General features: G+C 49.8%; 24 protein-coding genes and 1 other annotated feature. Of the genes, 23 read left to right on the plus strand and 1 reads right to left on the minus strand.

Annotated features, from left to right (window positions below; genetic code table 11):
* The first annotated feature begins 2 nt into the window (after nt 1–2).
* From ACFQNG_RS14640 to ileS, 21 genes are all read left to right on the plus strand, one after another.
* Complete coding sequence (locus ACFQNG_RS14640; protein ID WP_379866299.1) at nt 3–1,391, plus strand: UDP-N-acetylmuramoyl-tripeptide--D-alanyl-D-alanine ligase; 1,389 nt, start codon at nt 3–5, stop codon at nt 1,389–1,391.
* 9 nt (nt 1,392–1,400) lie between these two features.
* Nucleotides 1,401–2,420, plus strand: a complete 1,020-nt coding sequence (gene mraY, locus ACFQNG_RS14645; protein ID WP_379866137.1) for a phospho-N-acetylmuramoyl-pentapeptide-transferase — start codon at nt 1,401–1,403, stop codon at nt 2,418–2,420.
* Nucleotides 2,417–3,790, plus strand: a complete 1,374-nt coding sequence (murD, locus tag ACFQNG_RS14650) for a UDP-N-acetylmuramoyl-L-alanine--D-glutamate ligase (RefSeq protein ID WP_379866139.1) — start codon at nt 2,417–2,419, stop codon at nt 3,788–3,790. Before mraY ends, murD begins: the two co-directional genes overlap by 4 nt.
* 36 nt (nt 3,791–3,826) lie before the next feature.
* Entirely contained in the window at nt 3,827–4,927 is a 1,101-nt protein-coding gene (spoVE, locus tag ACFQNG_RS14655) for a stage V sporulation protein E (RefSeq protein WP_379866141.1), read from the plus strand.
* A gap of 20 nt (nt 4,928–4,947) precedes the next feature.
* Complete coding sequence (gene murG, locus ACFQNG_RS14660) at nt 4,948–6,060, plus strand: undecaprenyldiphospho-muramoylpentapeptide beta-N-acetylglucosaminyltransferase (RefSeq protein WP_379866143.1); 1,113 nt, start codon at nt 4,948–4,950, stop codon at nt 6,058–6,060.
* A gap of 117 nt (nt 6,061–6,177) precedes the next feature.
* Nucleotides 6,178–7,086 (plus strand): UDP-N-acetylmuramate dehydrogenase, encoded by a 909-nt coding sequence (gene murB / locus ACFQNG_RS14665; protein ID WP_379866145.1) that lies wholly within the window; start codon nt 6,178–6,180, stop codon nt 7,084–7,086.
* 14 nt (nt 7,087–7,100) lie between these two features.
* The gene (gene murA / locus ACFQNG_RS14670) at nt 7,101–8,366 is read left to right on the plus strand and encodes a UDP-N-acetylglucosamine 1-carboxyvinyltransferase (RefSeq protein WP_379866146.1); all 1,266 of its coding nucleotides are present in this window, start codon (nt 7,101–7,103) and stop codon (nt 8,364–8,366) included.
* A 132-nt stretch (nt 8,367–8,498) separates the two neighbouring features.
* Complete coding sequence (locus ACFQNG_RS14675; protein WP_379866148.1) at nt 8,499–9,248, plus strand: cell division protein FtsQ/DivIB; 750 nt, start codon at nt 8,499–8,501, stop codon at nt 9,246–9,248.
* 173 nt (nt 9,249–9,421) lie between these two features.
* On the plus strand, nt 9,422–10,660 hold the full coding sequence (ftsA, locus tag ACFQNG_RS14680; RefSeq protein ID WP_379866150.1) for a cell division protein FtsA: 1,239 nt from the start codon (nt 9,422–9,424) through the stop codon (nt 10,658–10,660).
* Nucleotides 10,661–10,712: 52 nt separating this feature from the next.
* Nucleotides 10,713–11,870, plus strand: a complete 1,158-nt coding sequence (ftsZ, locus tag ACFQNG_RS14685; RefSeq protein ID WP_379866151.1) for a cell division protein FtsZ — start codon at nt 10,713–10,715, stop codon at nt 11,868–11,870.
* Nucleotides 11,871–12,172: 302 nt separating this feature from the next.
* Nucleotides 12,173–13,117, plus strand: coding sequence for a sigma-E processing peptidase SpoIIGA (gene spoIIGA / locus ACFQNG_RS14690; protein WP_379866153.1), 945 nt, complete (start codon nt 12,173–12,175; stop codon nt 13,115–13,117).
* A 2-nt stretch (nt 13,118–13,119) separates the two neighbouring features.
* The gene (sigE, locus tag ACFQNG_RS14695) at nt 13,120–13,842 is read left to right on the plus strand and encodes an RNA polymerase sporulation sigma factor SigE (RefSeq protein ID WP_379866155.1); all 723 of its coding nucleotides are present in this window, start codon (nt 13,120–13,122) and stop codon (nt 13,840–13,842) included.
* Nucleotides 13,843–13,913: 71 nt separating this feature from the next.
* Nucleotides 13,914–14,690: an RNA polymerase sporulation sigma factor SigG gene (sigG, locus tag ACFQNG_RS14700; protein ID WP_379866157.1), complete on the plus strand. Its 777-nt coding sequence runs from the start codon at nt 13,914–13,916 to the stop codon at nt 14,688–14,690.
* A gap of 145 nt (nt 14,691–14,835) precedes the next feature.
* Entirely contained in the window at nt 14,836–15,147 is a 312-nt protein-coding gene (locus ACFQNG_RS14705) for a YlmC/YmxH family sporulation protein (RefSeq protein WP_379866159.1), read from the plus strand.
* Between the two features lie 143 nt (nt 15,148–15,290).
* A complete protein-coding gene (gene pgeF / locus ACFQNG_RS14710) occupies nt 15,291–16,112 on the plus strand; it encodes a peptidoglycan editing factor PgeF (protein ID WP_379866161.1) in 822 nt (273 codons plus the stop codon).
* Nucleotides 16,113–16,117: 5 nt separating this feature from the next.
* On the plus strand, nt 16,118–16,819 hold the full coding sequence (locus tag ACFQNG_RS14715; protein ID WP_379866162.1) for a YggS family pyridoxal phosphate-dependent enzyme: 702 nt from the start codon (nt 16,118–16,120) through the stop codon (nt 16,817–16,819).
* Nucleotides 16,820–16,840: 21 nt separating this feature from the next.
* A complete protein-coding gene (locus ACFQNG_RS14720; protein ID WP_379866163.1) occupies nt 16,841–17,263 on the plus strand; it encodes a cell division protein SepF in 423 nt (140 codons plus the stop codon).
* 10 nt (nt 17,264–17,273) lie between these two features.
* Nucleotides 17,274–17,534 (plus strand): YggT family protein, encoded by a 261-nt coding sequence (locus tag ACFQNG_RS14725; RefSeq protein ID WP_379866164.1) that lies wholly within the window; start codon nt 17,274–17,276, stop codon nt 17,532–17,534.
* A 5-nt stretch (nt 17,535–17,539) separates the two neighbouring features.
* Complete coding sequence (locus ACFQNG_RS14730) at nt 17,540–18,325, plus strand: YlmH family RNA-binding protein (RefSeq protein WP_379866165.1); 786 nt, start codon at nt 17,540–17,542, stop codon at nt 18,323–18,325.
* A 100-nt stretch (nt 18,326–18,425) separates the two neighbouring features.
* Nucleotides 18,426–19,352 carry a DivIVA domain-containing protein gene (locus tag ACFQNG_RS14735; RefSeq protein ID WP_379866301.1) on the plus strand — a complete coding sequence of 309 codons (927 nt, stop codon included), beginning with the start codon at nt 18,426–18,428 and terminating at the stop codon, nt 19,350–19,352.
* A gap of 55 nt (nt 19,353–19,407) precedes the next feature.
* Nucleotides 19,408–19,640: a binding site (T-box leader), on the plus strand.
* 155 nt (nt 19,641–19,795) lie between these two features.
* Nucleotides 19,796–22,570, plus strand: coding sequence for an isoleucine--tRNA ligase (ileS, locus tag ACFQNG_RS14740; RefSeq protein ID WP_379866166.1), 2,775 nt, complete (start codon nt 19,796–19,798; stop codon nt 22,568–22,570).
* Between the two features lie 309 nt (nt 22,571–22,879).
* Here the strand turns inward: ileS and ACFQNG_RS14745 are convergent, their stop codons facing one another.
* Nucleotides 22,880–24,226: an amino acid permease gene (locus tag ACFQNG_RS14745; protein ID WP_379866167.1), complete on the minus strand. Its 1,347-nt coding sequence runs from the start codon at nt 24,224–24,226 to the stop codon at nt 22,880–22,882.
* A 234-nt stretch (nt 24,227–24,460) separates the two neighbouring features.
* Between ACFQNG_RS14745 and ACFQNG_RS14750 the strand changes: the two genes are divergently transcribed.
* A complete protein-coding gene (locus ACFQNG_RS14750) occupies nt 24,461–25,165 on the plus strand; it encodes a TraR/DksA C4-type zinc finger protein (RefSeq protein WP_379866169.1) in 705 nt (234 codons plus the stop codon).
* Nucleotides 25,166–25,261: 96 nt separating this feature from the next.
* On the plus strand, nt 25,262–25,747 hold the full coding sequence (lspA, locus tag ACFQNG_RS14755; protein WP_379866170.1) for a signal peptidase II: 486 nt from the start codon (nt 25,262–25,264) through the stop codon (nt 25,745–25,747).
* Nucleotides 25,748–25,754 lie beyond the last annotated feature (7 nt).

A 25,754-nucleotide genomic window follows, 5' to 3' on the forward strand; every position in this document is an offset into this window, starting at 1 on the left:
GCATGGAACGGACATGTGGCTGGGTGAGTCAAGTAACCCAAGGACAACTAGTCGGTTCGCCGGAGACCCGCTTTCTCCTGGTGCGCGGCGTGTCTACGGATACCCGGACGCTTGCGCCCAATCAACTGTACGTGCCGCTTGTGGGTGAGCGGTTTGATGGGCACCAATTCCTGAACCAAGCGGCGGACAAAGGGGCTGCGGCGGCATTATGGAGCAGCCGGCATCCGCTGCCAGATGAACCGCCCATGCCGCTGATCGTCGTGGACGACACCTTGCAGGCGCTGCAGAAAATCGCTTCCCGTTACCGGGATGAGGCACAAGTGCGGGTGGTCGCGGTGACGGGCAGCAACGGCAAAACGACGACCAAAGATTTGATCGCGGCGGTGCTGGCGGAAACATTCCGCGTGCATAAAACGAAAGGAAACCTGAACAACCATATCGGGGTTCCTTTAACCTTGACTTCGATGCCGGAAGACACCCAAGTGGCTGTGGTTGAGATGGGCATGAACCATGCCGGCGAAATCGAGGTTTTATCCCGAATCGCCAAACCCGATGTGGCGGTGATCACGAATATCGGTGAATCCCATCTGGAGTTTCTCGGCAGTCGGGAAGGAATTGCCATAGCAAAATTGGAAATTAAAGAGGGGTTAAGTGAGCAAGGACCGCTCATTTATGATGGGGATGAACCGCTGTTGGAGAAGTTATTGGCCCATGATCCCCATCCGCATGTCCGGGTGGGATGGTCCGAGGGGCTGGATGAATCCCCAACGGAGATTGAGATGAATGGCGCCCAGGGCTTCCGGTTCCGCTCGCGCCGGTTCGGCACTCCGTTTACCTTGCCTCTTCTCGGCAGGCATAATATCAAAAACGCCTTGCTGGCCGTTTCGGTGGGCCGGGCGCTCGGCATGGCGGAGGAAGCGATCGGCCGCGGTTTGGCTCAGGTCAAATTGACGGGAATGCGCTTGGAACTCAAACAAGCCGCGAGCGGCATGAGCATCATCGATGATGCGTATAATGCCAGTCCCACTTCCATGCGCGCGGCGATCGATTTATTGATGGAATTGGCGCCAGACAAAGAAAAGTGGGCGTTACTTGGGGATATAAGAGAAATTGGGAGTTTGGAAGAACCATATCATAGAGAGCTGGGAGCATATGCTATCGAAAAAGGGGTTTCGCGACTATATACGATTGGTGAACGCGGTCGCTGGATTGCCGAAGGAGCCAAGGCGGCCGTACAGGAGCATGCATGCGTGATTCACCATTTTGCTTCCCAAGAAGAAGCGATCCATACATTAGCCGCTGAGGGAAACGCCCATATCTTATTGCTCGTCAAAGCTTCCAGAGCTGTGCAGTTAGACATCGTGATACGAAAATTAACAGAAGGAGCGTAGAGGAAGAAAATGGGGAATATAGACTATCGCATCTTCTTGGTTCCACTTGCAGTAGCGTTTGGAATTGCAGTGATATTAGGCCCGGTGATCATTCCAATTTTGCGTCGGTTGAAGTTTGGACAGAGCATTCGTGAGGAAGGGCCGCAAGCGCATTTGAAAAAAGCGGGTACCCCCACGATGGGTGGGGTCATCATCATGACGGCCATCGCCCTTACGGCTGTCCCTTTCAGCAGCATTCAGTTGTTGAACAAAAATGAGTCCGTCATCAATGCCGACTTGTTTTTCTTGCTTTTTGCCACCTTGGGTTATGGCATTCTCGGATTTTTGGATGACTACATCAAGGTCGTAATGAAACGGAACTTGGGCCTGACGGCCAACCAAAAACTTTTCGGGCAATTATTTATTGGTTTAGTCTTATTCTGGGTATTGTTGCAGGTGCGGACACCAAAGGGTGGGTTTATTTTTGACGTGACGGTTCCAGGGACAGACTGGACGATTCAGCTCAACTGGCTGTATTTGCCACTCTTGTTGGTGATGATGATCGGTGCTTCCAATGCCGTGAACCTGACGGATGGTTTGGACGGCTTGGTTTCCGGCACAGCTGTGTGCGCGTATGGTGCTTATGCCATTATCGGTTATATGCAAAGCAACCCAACCGTCACGATCTTCTCCGTTGCGGTTGTCGGGGCCTTGCTCGGTTTCTTGGTCTTTAACGCGCATCCGGCCAAAGTGTTCATGGGTGATACGGGTTCACTCGCTTTGGGCGGAGGGATTGCCGCTTTGGCGGTCATCACCAAGACGGAGTTGCTGCTCCCTATCATTGGTGGGGTGTTTGTGCTTGAAGCGCTGTCCGTCATGATCCAAGTGGCTTCATTCAAGTTGCGCGGCAAACGCGTCTTCCGCATGAGTCCGTTGCACCACCACTTTGAATTGGTCGGTTGGTCCGAATGGCGGGTGGTAACGACCTTCTGGCTATGGGGATTGATTCTCGCTTTGATCGGCGTGGTTCTTGAGGTGTTCATCAAATGAGTCATTTGTTGGAAAATTGGACAGGTCGTTCAGTTGTTGTGTTGGGGTTAGCAAGGAGCGGGGTAGCTATTGCCAAGCTCCTTCACCGCTTAGGTGCGAAAGTGGTGGCGAATGATGTAAAACCGCGTTCGGCGTGCCCGGAAGCGAGTGAACTAGAAGCGCTGGGCATTCCGGTCATTTGCGGTGAACATCCGGACGACCTGATTCATGATGGTGTGGAAATGCTTGTGAAAAATCCCGGCATCCCTTATCGGGCGCATCCCATTCAACAGGCGTTGGCTCTGGGGATTCCGGTGGTAACGGAAGTGGAGATTGCGGGCTCTTTATCCCAAGCGCCGATGATTGGCATCACGGGTTCCAATGGGAAAACGACCACCACTACCTTAGTGGGGCGGATGTTGACCCGTTCGCGGATCAAATGCACGGTTGCCGGCAATATCGGCCAAGCCTTGGCTGATGTAGTGGCACACATCGGCAAAGAAGAGTGGCTCGTCGCGGAATTGAGCAGTTTTCAGTTGAAGGGAACGGAGCGGTTCCGTCCACGGATCGCGGCCCTGTTAAACGTGTTTCCCGCACACTTGGATTACCATGAAACCATGGATGATTACGTTCAGTCGAAACGGAAAATTTTCGCCAATCAAAGCGCAGGGAATGTGGCCGTTTTAAATGCCGATTCACAAATTTGCCGTGAAGTGGCTGAGACGATTGGGAGCACCTTGTGGTGGTTTAGCCGCACTTCCCCTGTGGAGCGGGGCGTTTATGTGCGGGACGGTGTGATCCATGTGAAGGAGCAAGGGCAACCACAAGCGCTTATGCCGGTGGCTGATGTGGCTTTGCGGGGTGACTTTAATTTGGAAAACGCCTTGGCCGCTTCCGCGATTTCCCTTGCCGCAGGGGCATCGATGGATGCGGTCGCGCAAACTTTGCGGGAATTTCACGGAGTGGAACATCGGCTGGAATTTGTCACGACGGTGGCGGGGGTGCGCTATTATAACGATTCGAAGGCAACCAATGCCCAAGCGGCCGCCAAAGCGTTGGAGTCGTTTAAGGAGCCAGTCGTTTGGATCGGTGGGGGCTTGGATCGCGGAGTGGATTTTAAGGAATTGGTTCCGGTGCTGAAAGCCCACGCCAAAGCGGTCGTCACTTATGGACAGTCCAAGCAGATTTTGGCCGAGCGGGGACGCGATGCCGGGTTGACGGATGTGCATGTGGTCAATGATTTGGGGGAAGCGGTTGCCAAGGCGGCCAGCCTTGCCCGGGACGGGGATGTCGTCCTTCTGTCGCCGGCGTGCGCAAGTTGGGATCAATACACCTCTTTTGAAGAGCGGGGAAGCATATTTAAACAAGCTGTGCATAGGCTTCAAATATAAGAAGCTTGCCCAAATCAGTAAGAGGTGAAAACGCCCATGAAAAATGTTAGGACTTCTCCCGACTATGTGATCGTTGTTGCGATCTTGCTCTTGTTATCCATCGGTGTCTTGATGGTTTATAGCGCGAGTGCCGCGTTTGCCTATCACAAATACGGAGATGCCTTTTATTTTGCCAAACGGCAATTTCTCTTTGCCGCTTTGGGCGTTTTCGCGATGTTATGGATTGCCCGTTTGAACCCGCAGAAATTTTATGAGTGGTCCAAACCTGCCCTTATTGTTTGTTTTATCTTATTGGTGATCGTATTGATTCCGGGTGTTGGCATTTTGCGCAACGGGGCGCGAAGTTGGTTGGGGATCGGGGCATTTAGCATTCAGCCATCCGAATTCATGAAGTTGGCGATGATTGCTTTTTTGGCACGGATGTATGCCAAGCCTGACTTTCCCGTTCATTCACTGGTCAAAGGGTTTATCCCTGGTTTGTCCTTATTAGGATTGGCGTTTGGCATCATTATGTTGCAACCGGATTTGGGGACGGGAACCGTCTTGATGGGGACAGGTCTCGTCCTGATCTTTGCCGCTGGTGCGAGAATGAAGCACATGATGGGTTTCATGATGTTGGGCGTCATCGGGTTTGCCGGCCTCGTCCTGGCTGCCCCCTATCGGATTAAGCGGATTGTGGCTTTCCTCAATCCATGGCAAGATCCACTGGGTGCGGGCTATCAGTTGATCCAATCCCTCTATGCGATCGGTCCAGGCGGTTTGCTCGGTTTGGGACTGGGAATGAGCAGACAGAAGCACCTCTACCTCCCTGAGCCGCATACCGACTTTATCTTTTCAATCTTGGCGGAAGAGCTTGGATTTATTGGAGCCACCACGGTCATTTTGTTATTTGCCGTCATTGTGTGGCGTGGCGTGCGCGTGGCGATTTCATCACCTGATCTGTTTTCCAGTTTGGTTGCGATGGGGATTACGGCGATGATCATGATTCAAGCGGTAATAAACATCGGGGTCGTATCGGGAGCTTTTCCCGTTACGGGCATTACATTGCCCTTTTTAAGTTATGGGGGTTCATCGTTGACATTGACGTTGGCAGCCGTCGGGATATTGCTTAACTTATCCCGGTTCTCGAGCAGATGACAGGGTGAGGAGGAGAGAGGATGAAGCGCATTTTGCTATCTGGTGGTGGAACGGGTGGACATATTTATCCAGCATTAGCCATTGCGCGTACAGTAAAGAAACGGTATCCTGATGTAGAAATTGCTTATATTGGAACTGAACAAGGACTGGAATCACGCATTGTTCCCAAAGAAGGGAACATTCATTTTTATACGATAAAGATCCAAGGATTCACACGGAGCATTTCTTGGAAAAATGTAAATACGATTCGTACCTTTATCAGTGCTGTGAAACGATCGAAAGAATACATAAAGGAGTTCCGGCCAGATGTGTTTGTGGGGACGGGCGGCTTCGTAAGCGGCCCGCCGGTTTATGCCGCTCATCAAATGGGAATCCCCACACTCATCCATGAGCAAAATGTGGTGCTGGGAATGACCACGAAGTTTTTGTCTCGGTATGTGGATGTGGTTGCGATCAGTCTGGAAGAATCGCAAAAATATTTGGGCCGGGCCAATCGCATTGTGTTTACGGGAAATCCCCGGGCGACGGAAGTGGTGCAAGCCAATGCCACCTTGGGACGGAAATCGCTCGGGATAGCAGATGCCCATCGACCGATTATTTTGTTGTTTGGCGGCAGCCGTGGAGCCAAAGCCATCAACGAAGCGGTGCTGCAAATGGTTCCCCATATGAAAGAATTGCCTCATGTGCATTTTGTCTATGTGACGGGCGAGGTTCATTATGATACGATTCGCTCGCATATTCCATTGGATGAGATCCCTAATCTATATGTGAAGCCGTTTATATATAATATGCCAGATGTCCTCGCGGCAACCTACCTTGTCGTGGGACGAGCCGGGGCCTCCACCTTGGCTGAATTGACGGCGTTGGGGTTGCCCTCTGTCTTGATCCCTTCTCCTTATGTGACGAATAACCATCAGGAAGCCAATGCCCGTTGGCTGGAAGAACAAGGCGCTTCCAAAATGCTGTTGGAGAGCGAATTGACAGGGGATGTTTTGTGGCGGGAAGTCAAGCGTTTGATCGAAGATACGGAAGAACATCATGTGATGAGCGAAGCGGCTCGTCGCTTGGGACGACCACAAGCAGCTGAGGTGTTGGTTGATGAATTGGAGAAAATCGCAGCAATCCGCCCATAAAGGGCGAAGGCAAACCAGTGGGCTTTTGTCACATCACTTGCTCACTGGCATAAACTATGTTAAGCCACTGCCGGGTGGGGATCAGCTGAGTATGTTTGGTGAGGAGGGACATTTACGATGAAACAAGTGATCGAAGAATTGAAACAAGCGGGTGTAACGGATGTGCGAGAAAATGAGCCATTGTCCCGCCATACCACTTGGAAAGTGGGCGGACCAGCCGACTTATTGATCTATCCGCGCAACAAAGAAGAGTTAGAGAACGCGATGCGGATTGTGGCAAAGCATCGGTTGCCATGGCGCGCCATTGGGCGGGGATCCAATCTGCTTGTCCGTGATGGTGGCATTCGGGGTGTCGTCTTTAAATTGGATGAAGGGTTTAATGACCTGTCCATGGACGGAACCAAAGTGATCGCGGGAGGTGGATATTCCACCATTTTGCTAGCCACAATGACGGCCAAACAAGGCTTGACGGGATTGGAGTTTGCCGGGGGTATTCCAGGGAATGTCGGAGGCGCCGTCTATATGAACGCGGGAGCCCATGGTTCGGAGATTGCTCGTGTTCTGGAATCGGCAACGGTTCTTCTGGAAACGGGAGAATGGGTGACGCTCTCCAATGAGGAGATGGAATTCAGTTACCGCACCTCCGTGTTGCAAACGAAGATGAAGGGAATTGTAACTGAAGCCACCTTCCAGCTGGAACGAGGCAATAAAGAAGAGATTACTGCTCAGTTGGCTAAGTTCAAGGATCGCCGCAGACAGACCCAACCGCTGCAATATCCTTGCGCGGGGAGCGTATTCCGCAATCCCCCCGGCGATTATGCGGGCCGTTTGATTCAAGAAGCGGGGCTTAAAGGGTATCGCATCGGGGATGCGGAAGTGTCGGAGTTGCATGGGAACTTTATCATTAACCGAGGCAACGCGACGGCGGAAGACGTGTTGAATCTGATTCGCCATGTGATGAAGACCATTGAAGAGAAATATCAGGTGAAATTGGAACCTGAGGTGCAGGTGGTGGGTGAAGTTTAAACGGAGGTGACACTTTGGAACGATTTGTCATCAAAGGTGGAAATCCTCTATCAGGAAGGGTGCGTGTGCAAGGAGCGAAAAACGCAGCACTTCCCATATTGGCAGCCACTGTACTCGCGGCTGGAACGTACGAGATTCATGATGTGCCTCGTCTGAACGACATCGATGCGATGTGCCGCATTTTAGAGACCCTTGGCGCCAAGGTGGAACGGGATGGGCACCGGGTGTCTGTGGATACGGTTGGACTCTGCGAATCCCATATTCCGGATGAATTGATGAGTCAAATCCGCTCCTCCGTTTTTTTGATGGGTCCCCTGCTCGCGAGATTGGGCAGAGTGACGGTTTCACGGCCCGGTGGATGTGCGATTGGCAAGCGTCCGATCGATTTGCATTTGAAAGGGCTGGCTTGTTTGGGTGCCGAAGTGGCGGAAGAAGGGGATCTGATCAAATGCCGTGCGCCAGCGCTGACCGGTGCGGAAATCAAGTTGGATTTTCCCAGTGTTGGCGCAACGGAGAATATCATGATGGCGGCCGTTTGCGCCGAGGGAGAGACGGTCATCACCAATGCCGCGCGTGAACCGGAAATCGTTGATCTGGCTGTATTCCTCAATAAAATGGGGGCGAAGGTAAGCGGAGCGGGAGAGTCCACCATCGTCATTCAAGGTGTCCGGGAGATGCATGCGACGGTCCATACGATCATGCCCGACCGCATTGTGGCGGGAACGTTGCTCATCGCGGCCGGAGCGACCGGTGGAGAGCTGGTGCTTGACAATGTGGTTCCCGAGAACTTGGCAAGTGTCATCGCCTCGCTTCGGCAAATGGGACTCCGCATCGAAATGACGGCGGAGGGGGTAAGGGTGAAAAAGAGCCCAGTGTTACACGGCATTCCGCATATCATGACAGCTCCTTACCCCGGATTCCCAACGGATATGCAACCGCAAATGATCACCCTGCTCAGCTTGAGCCAAGGAACGAGCCGCGTGACGGAAGCGATATTTGATTCGCGCCTGAAACACGTGGATGAGTTGCGAAGAATGGGAGCCGAAATACGGCAAGAACGGGATACGGTAACCATTCATGGGGTGAAGCGATTGACGGGAGCCTCCGTTTCCACGACGGACTTAAGGGCGGGAGCCGCATTGGTGATAGCAGCTTTAACGGCAAAAGGGGAATCCACGGTTGCGGGTGTGGAACATATCGACCGGGGATATGAACGGTTAGATGAACTGATTCGGCAATTGGGTGGACAGATGAATAGAGTGGCCTTGAAAAAACAGTAGCACACCCCCGTGCTTCTGTTTTTTGTGTAAAAATCATGTGAACCCGGTATATTTGTGGTAATATATAGGGAAGACTATGGGTTTATATATAGAACAGACAGGCGTTTGGTGTTGTGGAAAGGAGCCACTACCATGGATGAGCGTATTCCGCACTTTCGCTCACGGGTAGGAAGAAGACGTTCCCCTTCACCTTGGTTGTTCGTATTCATCTTTGTGTTTTTTTCGGGAATGTTATTTATCCTATTCTTGCGTTCACCGCTAAGTAAAATTGAGAAAATCCACATAAGTGGTCAACATCTGGTGACGACGGAAGAGATATTGGCAAAAACACGGATGAAAAAAGGAGTTTCCTATTTCAGCATTGATGAATCCCGCGCTGAGCAAACGCTAACGCAGTTGCCTGAAGTGAAAAGGGTCAGCGTGGACAAGACCTTTCCCAATCAGGTATACATACGAGTAGAAGAGTGGCCTCCCGTTGCAATATTCCAAACAGAAGATCAAAAGCTCCTGCCCATCCTCTCAAACGGTACGATTCTAACCACGCGCCCCTATACATCTGATCGGCCAAAACAACCGATTTTCAGGGGATGGGTTCGTAAAAATCCGACATTTACATCAGCAGTAAAACAAGTTGCCCGTCTGCCCGAATCGATTCGCGCAACATTTATCTCAATTTCCCCAGTGGCAAATGATGCGGAACAAGTGGAAATAAAAAGTGACCAGCAACATCAGATTTTTGTTAGGGCAAATGAAATAACAGCCAAATGCCAATTCTACCCCTCATTTTACCAGCACCCGCCAGGGATGCTCTATTTGCTGGAAAGCATCTGGTTTGCGCCCAGGAGGTCGGGGAAGCCCCGTCTTCAAGCGGAGGCTGAATGAGGATATTGCCACTTTTGGGAAAATATGTAAGTTTGAGAAAGAAAAATGAATGGTTTGAAAGGGGAAATTCCCACTGCTGTTGAATATGGTTTGTAAGTATTTCCTCCCTATCCCTGCTTACAGACCACTTGATTCAAACAGGTTTGACTTCTCGGGCAAGGAGGTGCCCAGGATTGAGCAATGAAGATTTTGTGATTGCTTTGGATTTAGGTTCATCACAGGTTCGTGTTATCGTAGCCGAGATCAATCCAGACGGAACAACGCATATTGTTGGTGTTGGAACAGCTGATTCACTGGGGATGAAAAAGGGAGCCATCATCAATATCGATCAGGCGGTTCAATCCATTCGTGAAGCGGTAGATCATGCCGAGCGCATGGTTGGAATAGAGATTTCGGAAGTCTATGTCGGAGTGTCTGGGCATCATGTCTCATTGCAACCCAGTCATGGTGTGGTAGCAGTGGCAAGTGAGGATAGAGAGATAGGCTATCATGATATCGACCGTGTATTACAGGCAGCCCGTGTGATTGCCCTTCCTCCGGAACGGGCGATTGTCGAAGTGGTTCCGAAGCAATTCATCGTTGATGGATTAGATGATATCCGAGATCCGAATGGGATGATTGGCGTCCGTTTGGAAGTAGATGCACTCATTGTTACAGGGGCTAAAACGATTATCTCCAATTTGCTTAGATGCATTGAGCGAGCGAATCTGAGCATTGCGGGTATGGTTTTCTTACCGCTGGCGGTAAGCGAACTCTGCCTGTCTGCGGATGAGAAGAATCTAGGTGTGGTCGTGGCTGACATTGGCGGTGGTACGACGACGTTGACGGTGTTTCAACATGGACATTTAGCCGGAACGTCGGTCATTCCCATCGGTGGGGAATACATCACCAATGATATCGCCATCGGCTTGCGAACACAGACGAGCATGGCGGAAGAAGTAAAGTGCAAGTATGGCGTGGCCAGCAAAGATTTTGCTGAGGTAAATGAAACATTTCAGGTGCAAACGATCGGTACGACAAGGGAGCGCACCGTCACCCAGTTGGAGCTGTCGCAAATCATCGAGCCCCGATTGGAAGAGATGTTTCATTTGATCAGGCAACAGGTTAAAGCGATGGGGTTCACAGATGAGCCCGCCGGAGGCTATGTGTTGACAGGTGGGGTCATGGCGACAAAACATATCTTGCATGTTGCCCAAAGTCAGTTGGGGGCAGCTGTACGCATCGCCGTTCCAAAAAATATCGGTGTAAAAGAACCAGCCTATACGGGCGGAGTGGGAATGATTCACTATTTACAGAAACGCGGTGTGCTCCAGGCGACCAGTGCCAGACCCGCTCACCCCCCACGACAGAAAGGAAAGCGACCTCCTTCTGCGTTAGAGAGAGTGAAAAGTTGGTTGAGTGAATTCATCTAGGTCATTCGATTTTTGTTACATCAGTAGAGATTGGTATTGGAGGGACAAGATCATGTTGGATTTTGATCTGGAAATGGAACAAATAGCCCAGATTAAAGTTATCGGTGTTGGCGGTGGCGGTAGCAATGCGGTTAACCGTATGATTGATGCGGGAGTGCAAGGGGTCGAATTCATCGCGGTCAATACCGATGCCCAAGCACTCAGTCGTGCGAAAGCTCCCATCCGCTTGCAAATCGGGGAAAAATTGACCCGAGGCCTGGGGGCGGGCGCGAAGCCGGAAATTGGAAAGAAGGCGGCAGAGGAAAGCCGGGAACAACTGGAAAACGTGCTGAAAGGCGCAGACATGGTGTTTGTCACCGCTGGCATGGGTGGTGGAACAGGCACAGGGGCGGCCCCTGAAATCGCATTGATTGCCCGCGAATTGGGTGCGCTCACGGTCGGGGTGGTTACCAAACCCTTTACCTTTGAAGGCAAACGGCGGGCGAGTCAAGCGGAGCAAGGCGTAGCTTCTTTAAAGGAGAATGTGGACACCCTAATCGTCATTCCCAACGACCGCTTGCTGGAAATCGTGGATAAGAATACCCCCATGTTGGAAGCATTCCGTGAAGCGGACAATGTATTGCGCCAAGGGGTTCAAGGGATTTCCGATTTGATCGCGGTTCCTGGCTTGATCAACTTGGACTTTGCCGATGTGCGTACCATCATGACCGAACGGGGTTCCGCTTTGATGGGAATCGGTTCGGCGACAGGCGAGAGCCGCGCGGCCGAAGCGGCGAAAAAGGCGATTTGCAGCCCGCTTTTGGAAACATCGATCAATGGGGCGCGTGGAGTCTTAATGAATATTACGGGTGGAACCAACCTAAGCTTATATGAAGTATACGAAGCGGCCGATATTGTGACGCAAGCCTCCCATGCAGAAGTGAATATGATCTTTGGTGCAGTAATCAATGAAGAGTTAAAAGATGAGATTATGGTGACCGTGATCGCGACGGGGTTTGATCATGAGCAACAAGAGAAACATATATCGGTGCAACCACCCAAATCGAACAAACCGATCTTCGGAAACCAGCAAACGCAAAAAGAAGAGTCGGTCTTCTCCCCGTTCAGCCGGGTGGAAAAAGAAACGAAGCCGAACAACAACAATGATTTTATTGATCCATACGGTCACTTGGAAGTGCCGACCTTCTTGCGCAACCGCAAAAATAAATAGAAGTGAAAAAGCAAGTGGATGAGATACCCAAAGGGTATCTCTTTTTTATTTCCGTTGAGGTTTTCCGAAACCAAAGGGCTTTGACCACAGCTTTTCAAGCGAACACATGTTCGATAACGGTGTGGACCAAGAGAAGCACGCTCCGGATGTTTGGCTTTTACGCTGCCAATATTGTTTTTGCGCATCCACTATAAATGTCAGCCATTCGACGAAAGATGCCAAAGAACCAATGCAAGATGTGACAGACTTTGATCAAAGGCTTGAGGTATACTGATCTCACTTCATACAGAAGGGGGAAAAGCATGGTTGTCTATGCCGATATGATTTTCCTCCTCAACGGAACCATCGATTTTCTGCTCTTGTGGTTAACGGCGGGGATTCGCAAGCAACCGGCCAAAATTTGGCGATTGCTTTTCGCCGCGGGGTTGGGAGGCGCTTATTCCATGTTGCACCTATGGCCCCAATTTGCCTTGGCGTTTTTTTTCCCTGTCAAAATCCTCATTTCGTTGGTGATGGTGTGGATGGCGTATGGATTTCATCATCCCTTGGCCTATTTCCGCAATCTCGGCGTCTTTTATCTGGTATGCTTTGTCGCCGGAGGAGCGATGATTGCTTTCCATTATGTGATGACGGGAGACAGCCAGGTGGCGGGAGGTATTTTCTTTACGCGGACAGCGGAAGGATGGGGGTCTCCGGTGTCGTGGGCACTCATTTTGTTTGGCTTTCCTCTTGTATGGCTGTACACCAAGCTCTCATTGGGGTCGTTAAAGGAAAATCAGCGAGTGCAACAGTATCTGACCCAAGTTCGGATTCATCTGGCCCAGCACCAGAAAGAATGCACGGGTTTGGTTGATACAGGGAATCAACTGCGTGATCCCATTACACGGACACCTGTGATGATCGTGGAACTGGAGTCCCTGAAAGAGTGGTTTCCGGAAGAGCTGAAACAGATGCTACTCCAACATGATTGGGAAGAAGGTTGGAGCCGGCTTCCCGCGGATTGGATGAGAAGAATCCGGGTCGTCCCTTACCGGGCAGCGGGAAAAAACAATGAGATGATGATCGCAATTAAACCGGATTACGTGGAAATTTTGCAGGAAGAGGATTGGCATAAAGTTGAGAAAATTCTCATAGGTATAGATGTCGGACGTCTTTCGTCTGACGGAACTTACCAAGCGATTATTCATCCGTCTTGTTACGCTCTGGAGCCGAAGGAAGGGAGAGAAAAAATCGTTGGGGGGGTATGAGGATGTTGGTTAAGTGGAGACTGGCGGTCCAATTGTTTTGGTATCGCCTGCTCATGCAAATGGGTTTGAAAGGGGAAGAGGTTTATTATATTGGTGGAAGTGAGGCATTGCCTCCGCCCCTGACCCGGGAGGAAGAAGAGCATTTATTGGAACGATTGCCGGGTGGGGATTCCGCCGTAAGGGCCATGCTGATTGAGCGCAATCTCCGATTGGTTGTATATATTGCGCGGAAGTTTGAAAACACGGGGATTCATATCGAAGATTTGGTCTCGATTGGGACGATTGGTCTCATTAAGGCCGTCAATACCTTTGATCCCACTAAAAAAATCAAATTGGCCACTTACGCATCCCGGTGCATTGAAAATGAAATCCTCATGTTCTTGCGACGCAATAATAAAATTCGCTCAGAAGTATCGTTTGATGAGCCGCTCAATACAGATTATGATGGCAATGAGCTATTGTTGTCAGATGTTTTGGGCACAGAAAATGATACGATCTATCGCGATATAGAAGATGAGGTGGATCGAAAGATTTTACGCACCGCCCTCTCAAATCTATCAGACCGCGAGCGGAAAATCATGGAGCTCCGCTTTGGCTTAAATGGCGGGGAAGAGAAGACCCAGAAGGATGTCGCTGACATGCTTGGGATATCTCAGTCTTATATTTCTCGATTGGAGAAAAGAATTATTAAGAGATTGCGTAAAGAATTCAATAAAATGGTTTAATTTCCTTCTCATTATAAATTTCCATCCTCAGGACATAATGTAGATTAGTTCCATCCTGAGGAGGGGAATTCATGGCGCGAAACAAAGTGGAGATATGTGGCGTTGATACATCCAAACTCCCCGTTCTCAAAAATCAGGAGATGCGGGTGTTGTTTCAACAGCTGCAAGCGGGTGATCGTTCAGCGCGCGAACAACTGGTCAATGGCAATCTACGCTTGGTATTGAGCGTGATCCAACGCTTTAACAATAGAGGAGAATGCGTGGATGACCTGTTTCAGGTGGGTTGCATCGGGTTGATGAAAGCGATTGACAATTTTGATCTGAGCCAGAATGTAAAATTTTCTACTTATGCCGTTCCCATGATTATTGGCGAAATCAGAAGATATTTACGCGATAACAACCCGATCCGCGTATCGCGTTCACTGCGAGACATTGCTTACAAAGCGCTGCAAGTTCGAGATACATTGACTAATCAACATTCACGTGAACCCACGATTTTGGAAATTTCACGTGTTTTGAATGTACCGAAAGAAGATGTGGTCTTCGCACTCGATGCGATACAAGATCCTGTTTCTTTGTTTGAACCAGTGTATCAGGATGGGGGCGATCCCATTTTCGTCATGGATCAATTGAGTGATGAGAAGACGAAAGACGCCCAATGGTTGGAAGAAATCGCCTTGAAAGAAGCGATGGGGAAATTGAATGACAGGGAAAAGATAATTTTATCCATGCGTTTCTTCGAAGGCAAGACTCAGATGGAAGTGGCGGAAGAGATCGGCATTTCACAAGCTCAAGTCTCTCGCTTAGAGAAAGCTGCCATATCCCAAATGAATAGATTTATTAATTAAACCAATTGAATAAAGAATAAATCAAAGGTTGTCCGCAAGCCCAATCTTCATGATTGGGCTTTTGTGTTGAATTCGGCTGTACATTTGCACCGGAACCCACATATATATAAAAAGAAACCTGCGTTCGGAGAGGGGAGGCGACGACATGAAAATTTCGGAGTTGCAGGCGAAAGATGTCGTAAACATTGCGGATGGTCGCAAATTGGGTCAAATCTATGACTTGGATTTGGATTTGCGGCGCGGGGTGATTAATGCGATCGTCGTACCGGGGGAAAGCAAGTGGTTTGGCTTTGTCAGCAGTGGGCACGAATGGGTGATCCCGTGGCGGCAAATTGTGAAAATCGGGTCGGATGTGATTTTGGTCCGGTTGGAGGAGAACGGCGGGCATCAGGGTTACTTTTTGCCTGACGAGGCACAAATTGAATTAACTAAAAGCCAGTTCAAGAAAGGGACCTAACGACTAAGTGGGGACTTAAGTCGATTCTCCCTTTCGCTTAAACAAAACAACGCCCACTCTGATAGACGCTTTTCCTTTTGGAGTGACCTCCAACTTTGTTGACGATGAAAGATATGGTAATATGATACGAAGGGGGGGAGTGTATGGAACCATTTCAATACCATGATACCAATGTGCCTATTTTTTCATTGACCTCATGGCAAAATCAATTCCCGCACATCACCGTCGGGTTTAGTGCGCGAAGAGCGGACGAAGATGCCGACTGTCGCAACTATGCACTCCATGTTGGGGATCGGCCACGCCAAGTCATTGAGAACCGCCGCCAGCTTAGCGGGGAGCTGGGATTTGCTTTGGCTGCGTGGACATGCGCGGAACAAGTGCATGGCGTACATATTGAACATGTGACCCAAGCGGATCGCGGCAAGGGAAAAGAAGGGCGGGAGACTGCTTTTCAAGATACGGATGGCCTCTTCACCAGTGAGACAGACGTATTATTGGCTGCCTATTTTGCGGATTGCGTCCCCTTGTACTTCTATCATCCAACACTTGACCTTATCGGTGTTGCCCATGCCGGCTGGAAAGGGACGGTGGGGCAAATCGGTTCCCTAATGGTTAAACGTTTTTGCGAACAAGGCGCGAAGCCGGAAGAGATCTTGGTTGCCATCGGTCCCTCCATCGGGCCTTGTTGTTATGAAGTCGATGAGCACGTGATTGGGCCGATGCGGAAGGTGATCGCCGATTCGCAAGCGATGGAGCGGATTGCGGTAAATCATATTCCAGGCAGGTGGCAATGCGACTTAAAAACGGCCAATGCGGAAATTTTTTTGCAAGCGGGGATTTTGCCTGAACATATAACGGTAAGCAAATGGTGTACAAGCTGTGACCATCAGTACTTTTACTCCCATCGTCGGGACAAGGGCAAAACGGGTCGGATGGTCGCTTGGATCGGAAAGCAGGAAAGGTGATTCTCATGGACGAATTTGGTAATCGTTGGAAAAAGGTGCAAGAGCGCATACAAGCCGCTTGCCGGCGGTCCGGTCGTGATCCGCGTGAGATTCAAATGGTGGCCGTCACGAAATACAGTGATGTTGAGGATACCCGCCGAATGCTCGATTTGGGTTTGAATCATGTGGGGGAAAACAAGGTTCAAGATGCCGTGCCAAAATGGGAAGCGTTGGGTGACCGTGGAACTTGGCATTTTATCGGGCATATGCAACGCAACAAAGTGAAAGAGATCATAGGCCGCTTTCAATATTTGCATTCGCTTGACCGCATTTCCCTTGCGGAGGAGATCGATCGCCGGGTTCGTCAAAAAGAAGCGGAACCGCTATCCTGTTTTTTGCAGGTGAATGTGGCGGGGGAAGAGAGCAAGCACGGAATTTCTCCGCAAGAATTAGAAGAGTTCGCGAAAGAAGTGGCGAATTACTCTACTATTGAGATTGTTGGCTTGATGACCATGGCGCCCATTGCGGAAAATCCAGAGGAAGTGCGTCCGGTCTTCCGTGAACTGAAGCGGTTGCAAAATCAATTACAACGGTTAGACCAGCCCCGTTTACGTGTGCCTCATTTATCTATGGGCATGTCTCAAGATTTTGACATTGCGATTGAAGAAGGGGCTACATGGGTCCGGCTTGGATCTGTGCTAGTTGGAGGAGGCAAACGGGGACGGTAGCCTTTAAAGGAGGCGAAATCAATGACTTTCATTGAGAAAATCATGGGCTTTTTCGGTGTGAGCGAAGAAGACGGGCAGTTTGAAGAGGATGAGTTTGATGGTGAAGAAGGGACGAGCCCACCGCTAAAAGGAAGGAGCAACATCGTCTCATTGCATACGCAAAAAAACATCCGCCTCGTCTTGTTTGAACCCCGCAGTTATGAAGAATCTCCCGAAATCGCAGATCACTTGAAAAGCCATCGTCCAGTTGTTGTCAATCTCCAACTTGTGCGCCGCGATCAAGGGGTGCGCATTATCGACTTTTTGAGCGGGACCGTATATGCTTTAGGGGGAAATATACAAAAGTTAGGCAATAATATTTTCATCTGTACCCCGGCTAATGTGGATATCCAGGGTACGATTACGGATTTCCTAAAAGATGATGAGCTAAAGGATTTGAGGTGACTAAAGGCTCATGTTGACATTTCAAGTAGTCAATACAATATTTACGATCTATCGTTTTGTGCTTATCATCTACATCATCGCATCATGGTTGCCACAAGTATATGAATCACCAGTGGGTAAACTGCTCTCGCGCTTATCGGAGCCGTACCTCTCCATCTTTCGACGGTTCATTCCGCCGATCGGCTTTATCGACATTTCTCCGATCGTGGCGTTATTCGCCCTCCACTTCATCGAAGTCGGCATCATGACGATACTGGATTGGGTGATTTGAAAAAGGTGAAACAAGACAACGAAGCTTTATTCATGCACTTTCGCCCGGAAGAGCGGTTCCTGGTTGAACGCGCGCTTGACTGGGCATGGAAAGTGGCGCACAAACATCAAACGGTGTTGACGAACTTTCTCGATCCACGCGAACGGGAGATTGTGAAAATGGTGGTGCGGCGCGAACCGGATCTCAACCTCTGGTCGGACGGGGGATATGAAGAGGCGGAGCGCCAGCGCGTCTTGATCGCACCCGATTATGTTGCTGAAGATCTCACTCTATTTGGGCTTGGTTATTTGCGCATAGAAGCAAATAGTGGAAAGAAACTGGAACATCCCGATGTCTTAGGAGCACTCTTGGGACTGGGGATTAAGCGGGAAAAGTTTGGAGATATCCTTCCTCACGACGCCGGATGCGACTTAGTTGTCGCGTCGGAACTAGGGGAGCTGATCTCTATGCAAGTTGGACAAATTGGGCGTGAGCATGTTAACATAAGAACGATTACTCGCGATGAACTGGCTCTTCCCACACAAAAGAAGAGGGTACACACAGTTACGGTTGCTTCTCTACGCATCGATGCCGTACTTGCTGAAGGATTTCGGATCTCTAGGGCAAAGGTAGCGCAACTTATTAAAAGTGGTAAGTGTAAAGCCAATTTTAAGATGGTAGATCAACCTGATTTTGCGGTTGCGGAAGGGGATCTGCTTTCACTTAGAGGATTTGGCCGGTTATTCGTCGAAAGTATTGGCGGCAATACCAAAAAAGGGCGCATTTGGATGAACTTGGTTAAGTTTGAATAAGTGTCAAGCCTTTTTTGGAGGCCGCTTATAGAATTTCGGGAGGATATCTGGTAATATTGTCGAATAGAAGAGATTGCAATTTATCCAGGAGGTGCGGATGATGCCGCTAACGCCTTACGATATACACAATAAAGAGTTTAAAAGATCATTCCGTGGATATGATGTAGATGAAGTAAATGATTTTCTTGATCAGATTATCAAAGATTTTGAATTGCTGACCCGTGAGAAGCTGGAACTTGAGCAACAAGTGGAAGAGTTGCAGGCGGAAATCGAGCGCTTGATGGAAGGCGAGTCCATGTTCCAAACGGGACCGCAACCACAACCAGTGCAACCCGTTCAGCAAGTGCAACCACAGCCGACGCAACCACCGATGCCGCGTTACCCAGAAACAATGCCAATGCAACCGCCAGCAGCCACATTGGCTTCGATGGAACAAAGCATTCACAAGTCGATCCGGGTAGCTCAAGAAGTAGCCGAAGAAGTTCGCTTGAACGCGAAGAAAGAAGCCGAGTTGATCGTGCAAGAAGCGGAGAAAAACGCAGACCGCATTATCAACGAAGCGTTGCAAAAAGCGCGCGCCATTCACAGCGAGTTGCTTGACCTCAAGCAAAAAGCGACTGTCTATCGTGCCCGTTTCCGTACATTGGTGCAATCCCATCTGGACATCTTGGAGAACTCTGATTGGGAGTCCTTGGAGGAGCTGGAGCAAGGCTTGGAGGATAAAGGCAAACAGATCGAACAATATGCCGAAAGCCAACCAGCGGAGCTTTTATTGGATCAACCAACCCATGAATATCAAGATTATGCGACACAAGATTTCCACACAGGACAAGATTTCCATACGGGACAAGACTTCCATTCGACTCAAGAATATCACAGCAACGAGTTCCACAACATGGAAGACACTTCGATGATGGACAACAGCATGCTGGATGAAGTGGCTGCCACTTATATGGATGAAGATGAAGAGCCACGCCGGGAATTGCGTAGAAAATCCCGCACATTAAAGAAAAAAGCGATGTTCTAATCATTTCATTGCTTACCTTGCCAACGTTCTATGAGATCAAATAAATGAAATAGGGTCAACGGTAAGGAAAGGGAAGAGTAGATAGAAGGGCTCGTGTTTCAGCGAATTAGGGATGGTGTAAGCCTAATCCGAGTGTCTATCGAAAATCACCCTGGAACTGTCACCTGAACTTGGAGTAAGGTCGACCGCGTCATTCACGTTACGGATGAGCAAGTCGTTTTGTTGTCTGTTTGAGCCAGGGCACAAAGCTAGTAGGGTGGTACCGCGGGAAACCTTCTCGTCCCTAGGGGATGAAGAAGGTTTTTTTTATTGGGTGAAAAACGAGGTGTGCGATGGAACGGGAAATCTCCGTCAAAGGAAGTGGAGTCGCTCTGGGTTCGTGCACAAATTCATTAAGACAGAGATAAAATGAAAATAGCATAGCATAGAAGGAGTGCAATAAGATGGCAGACTATGGAAAAACGGTCAATCTACCGAAAACAGATTTTCCGATGCGTGGAAATCTCCCAACCAGAGAACCGGAAATGCAAAAATGGTGGGAAGAAATCGATATCTATCAGCAAGTGTTGGACAAACGGAAAGGAAACCCCAGCTTTATCCTGCATGATGGACCCCCGTATGCCAATGGTGACATCCATATAGGGCACGCGCTGAACAAAACGCTCAAAGACTTCATCACCCGTTATAAGTCGATGAAAGGATTTTATGCTCCTTATGTGCCTGGTTGGGATACCCATGGATTGCCGATTGAGCATGCCGTTGTGACCAAGAAAAAAGTGGACCGTCGCGGTGTCCACCCAGTGGAGTTTCGCGAGAAATGCAAAGAGTATGCTCTATCATTCGTGGAAAAACAAAAAGAGCAGTTTAAGCGATTGGGTGTGCGCGGGGATTGGGAAAACCCATACATCACCTTGCAACCTGAGTATGAAGCGGCACAAATCCGCGTGTTTGGCGAAATGGTCAAACAAGGCCATATTTACCGCGGCAAGAAATCGATCTATTGGTCCCCCACATCGGAAACGGCGTTGGCGGAAGCGGAAATCGAATACTATGACAAGCGTTCGGCTTCCATCTATGTGATGTTCCCGGTTAAACAAGGGAATGGGGTATTGCCTGAAGAGAACACTTTTGTGGTGATCTGGACGACCACGCCATGGACGATCCCCGCCAATGTGGCGATCTGTTTAAATGAGGAGCTGGAGTATAGCTTGGTCCGCGTGGGCGAGCGCAAACTGCTCATGGCCACCGCATTGGTCGACGATGTGATGAAAGTGGCGGAGATCACGGAGTACGAGTCAGTCGCCCAATATAAAGGAAGCGATTTGGCGGGCGTAATCTGTCAGCATCCATTATATGATCGGGAAAGTCCCATCGTCTTTGGGGATCATGTAACGGTGGATGCGGGTACCGGTTGCGTGCATACCGCTCCTGGTCATGGGGAAGAGGACTTCCAAGTGGGGAAAAAGTACAACTTGGATGTGTTGTGCCCGGTTGACGGCAAAGGGAGAATGACGGCGGAGGCACCTGGTTTTGAAGGCTTGTTCTATGATGATGCCAATAAGCCGATTACAGAGAAGTTGGATGAATTGGGCTATCTGCTGAAGTTAAACTTCATCACGCACCAATATCCGCATGATTGGCGCACCAAGAAACCCATCATTTTCCGGGCGACGGAACAGTGGTTTGCGTCGGTCGACGGCTTCCGTCAGGCGATGTTGGACGAAATCAAGCAAGTCAAGTGGACACCTTCCTGGGGAGAACTTCGCATCCATAACATGATTAAGGATCGGGGTGACTGGTGCATCTCCCGGCAACGGATCTGGGGTGTGCCATTGCCGATCTTCTATTGCGAGAAATGCGGGGAGCCTCATATCACGGAAGAGACCATCGCGTTCATCGCCAACCTGTTTGAAAAAGAAGGTTCTTCCGCTTGGTATGCCAAAGATGTGCAGGAACTGATGCCAGAGGGCCAAACTTGTGCGGCTTGCGGGAGTGCGGAATTCCGCAAGGAGACGGATACGATGGATGTTTGGTTTGACTCGGGTTCCAGCCATATGGCGGTGTTGGACGGACGGGATGAACTGAGTTGGCCAGCCGATCTGTACCTGGAAGGTTCCGACCAATATCGCGGTTGGTTTAACTCCTCCCTCTCCACCGCGGTGGCCACCAAAGGGAAAGCGCCGTACAAGCAAGTGCTGAGCCACGGCTTTACGATGGATGGGGAAGGACGCAAGATGTCCAAGTCGCTTGGCAACACCATCGAGCCAGCCAAGGTGATCAACATGTACGGGGCGGATATCCTGCGGTTATGGGTTGCGTCCAGCGACTATCAAGCGGATCAGCGCTTGTCTGACGCAATTTTGAAGCAGATTGCCGAAGTGTATCGCAAATTGCGCAATACGTTCCGCTTCTTGCTTGGCAACTTGCATGGCTTCGACCCCGCGACCGATCGTGTTCCATTCAGCGAACTGACTGAGTTGGATCGCTATGCCTTGCTGAAGTTGCAACGATTGATCGATCGTGTGACCAAGGGATATGACGAGTATGATTTCCACCAAGTGTATGTGGATATCCATACCTTCTGCAACGTATTCCTGAGCCAATTCTATCTCGATGTGTTAAAAGACCGCCTATATGTGCTGCCTGTCAACGCTCCGGTGCGCCGCTCCGCGCAAACCGCGCTCTATGAAATGCTGTTGTCCTTAGTGGCTATGGTGAGCCCAATCATTCCACATACGGCGGATGAAGTGTGGAAGCATGTTCCCGGTGTGACGGAGATCAGCGTGCAATTGGCCGATTTCCCAGTGAGCAACCCCGCTTATGTGGATGAAGCGTTGGAAGCCAAGTGGGATCAACTGCTTGATCTGCGCGATATTGTTTTAAAGGCCTTGGAAGAGGCGCGTGCGGCGAAATTGATCGGGAACTCGCTGGGAGCGAAAGTGGTGCTAACTCCCGCTGAGGATGTGGCCGCTCTCTTGGCCCAATGCGAGGAACTGGATCAACTCTTCATCGTATCGCAGGTGGAACTGAAACCAGCCTCTGCGGCGGTGAGCAAAGAAGCCCGTTTGCACGTGGAAGTGCGGGTGGCCGATGGGGAGAAATGCGACCGTTGCCGCATGATCCTGCCTTCTGTCGGCACTCATGACGACCACCCGGAGTTATGTGACCGTTGCACGACCATTGTACGTGAACACTATCCTGAGACAAAGGCTGAATAAGTTGTCCTTTCAATAAGGCTCCGTGAAAACATGGAGCCTTTTCTTTTTTGTTTGGGTGGATGGCGGATTCAGAAATGATAGAGTTGTTTAAAAAAGCGGAAGACGAAGATGATGCAAGCTGAATTGAATGAACAGGCATTCGTTTTTGTCCGCGGTTGGCCGTATTGTCGGGCAAAAAGAAAACGGTTTTGGAGCCGCCGACATATTTATCAGACACGCCCTAGCCATAACGACTTGCGATTCGAAGCGCGGGGCCCATTTCATGCATAAAAACACGCACTCCTTCGATAAGGGAGTGCGTGTTGCGCATTATTGACTGGTTTGCGGTTTTGGTTCTCGCTTGATGAACAAGGAGATCAGGATGAGCATAATCACAACGGTGAAAAAGATCGTATTGTTGACCAGGTTTTTGGGGTCAGCCAGCATGAAGGCGAAGATGGTGAGCAAGGTGACAATGGTCAATCCGGTTAAATAAGGAAAGAAAGCAACACGGTAATTCAATTGTTCCGCATAGGTGGAGCGCAATTTCAATTGGGCCAAACAGATTAGGATCCAGAGGAGCAAAGTCGTGAGCCCGGGAATGCCCATCAGATACTGGAAAACGGAGTCTTCAGCGATAAAGGCCGCAACAGAGCCCAAGAGAAGGCCGGCCACGCTTATCATCAGCCCGAATACAGGAACCCCTTGCTGATTGACGCGAGTGAACAGGGCAGGCGCTTCCCCATCCTTCGAAAGGGAATAAATCATGCGCGAGGTGGCGTACATGCCTGAGTTGGCTGCGGAGATGACCGCAGTCAACATGATGAAGTTCATCACATGGGCCACGCCTTTCATCCCAACGGCGGTGAGCACTTGCACAAAGGGACTTCCTTGGTTTCCCACTTCATTCCATGGAACCAACATGGTGATCAGCAGAATCGGCAAAGCGTAGAAGATGCAAATGCGGAAGATCACCCCTTTTAATACGTTGGGAAGCGTTTTGTCCGCATCTTTCATTTCGGTGATGGTAAGCCCGACCAGTTCGGTTCCGCCATAGGAGAAGATCACGACGAGCAAGGAAGAGAAGACACCCATCCAACCCAGCGGCATAAATCCACCGTGGGCGGTCAGATTGCTGACTGATGGCGGATTGTCCACGGGAATGAACCCGAATATCAGTGCGCCGCTTAAAAAGATAAACGTAACCAAGGTAATCACTTTAATGCCAGTCAGCCAATATTCGATTTCACCGTATAACCGCACGCTGAAAAGATTGATGATAATAATAAAGAGTGCAGAGAGCAAACTGAGCATCCAGACCGGCACATGATGAAACCAATAATGCAAAAAGGTTCCGGCGGCGACAATTTCCAATGCCATAACGATAATCCAGAGGGTAAAGTAGAGCCAACCGACAACAAACGAGGTACGGTAGCCGAAAGCGCGATGGATAAACCCGCGCAGATCGAGACCGGGCATGGCCAGACCCATTTCCGCCAATGCGCTCATCACGATGAAGAGGAGTCCCCCAGCCGCGAGATAAGCAATGACGACACCAGGGCCAGCGGCGGAGATGGTTTCGGAACTGCCTTGAAAGATGCCCGTGCCAATCGCGCCACCGAGAGCCATCATTTGCACATGCCGAGGCAGCAATTTTTTTTGTAATTGAGTGCTCATGTGAGTCCATCCTTTCGCTTCATTGCCTAAAAGCATAACAGTAATAAAGCGTTTTGGGAAGGGTTTATTAAAAATCAAATGAATTGAAAATAATTAGAAAAACATCGAATCGTGCTATTCGTTCATGTGTTTCGATGACCAGGCGGTTGCCTCCTCAGTTTTCCAGATGATTTTCCAGCGACTCGGGACAGCCTAGAAATAGGAAAAGGTTTGATTGGATGGGAGGGTATCGTCATGAATAAGCAACAGCTGAACGAGCTGCGACAACAGTTACTGCAAGAGAAACAGGAGATTGACCAACGGGTGGCGCACAATGACCATTATGGGATGGAGACGGCGATGAACGCCTCGGTGGGGGAGTTGTCAGGATATGACAACCATCCCGCCGACTTGGGCACGGAAATGTATGAACGCGGCAAGGATTTGGCGTTAAACGAAGCGGATGAGCGCCATCTGCAAGAGATCGAGGCGGCATTAAAGCGGATGGATCAAGGGACATACGGAGTCTGCAAACAATGTGGCCAAGACATCCCATTTGAGCGATTGGAAGCGGTGCCGACCGCCGAGTATTGCGTGAAGCACCGCCCGCATCCCCATGTCTCCGCCAAACGCCCGGTGGAGGAATTTGTCGTGCAACCGGGTCATCACAATCACGATGAAAGTGATTATAATTTTTACGATGGAGAGGATGCATGGCAGGAAGTGGAGCAATACGGGACTTCCAACCCGCCTGATTATTTTGCCGAAGGGCGCAGCTACAATGAGTTGACGGTGGATCACAATGAGCAACGTGGTTATATCGATCTGGTTGAAGGTTTTGCCATCACCGATCTCAGCGGCGAGACCGGGGAGATCACCGAGATCACGCACAATCAGGCGTATAGCCAAAAAGACAAGGAAGAAATCCTGCGCGACATGGACCGAGACTTTATCGGGTAAAATGGATTGTCTCAACTTGTTAGCACAGTTTGCCCTGTGCTACAATCAGATGGAAATGGCATAACTGTTCGACTGTGGGAGACAGGAGGAAGACAGTTGAGATATTTTTTTACCTCACTTGGTATTTTAATCATGGATCAATGGACGAAGTGGCTGGTGCTTCACCATATGAACTTATATGAGTCGATTCCGGTGATTCAAGGCTTTTTCTTCATCACTTCTCATCGGAATCGCGGAGCCGCGTTTGGCATTTTGCAAAACAAGCAGTGGTTGTTCATCATCATCACTTTTATTGTCATCGGCTTTGTGCTGTATTATTTATGGCAACTGAAACATGAGCGCCCCCTCATGTCTTTCTCATTTTCGTTGATATTGGGCGGTGCGATCGGCAACTTGATCGACCGCTTGCGGAGCGGGGAAGTGGTCGATTTTTTGCATTTCCAATTCGGCCCTTATCAATTTCCGATCTTTAATGTTGCTGATTCAGCGATTGTGGTCGGTGTGATCGTGTTGGTGATTTTGACCCTAATCAGCCCCACGGTTGAACCGAATGAATCGTTGTCTGAAGCGAGGGACTCTTAATGGAAGA

The organism is Laceyella putida (assembly GCF_042665195.1).
In the GTDB taxonomy this organism is placed as follows: domain Bacteria; phylum Bacillota; class Bacilli; order Thermoactinomycetales; family Thermoactinomycetaceae; genus Laceyella; species Laceyella putida.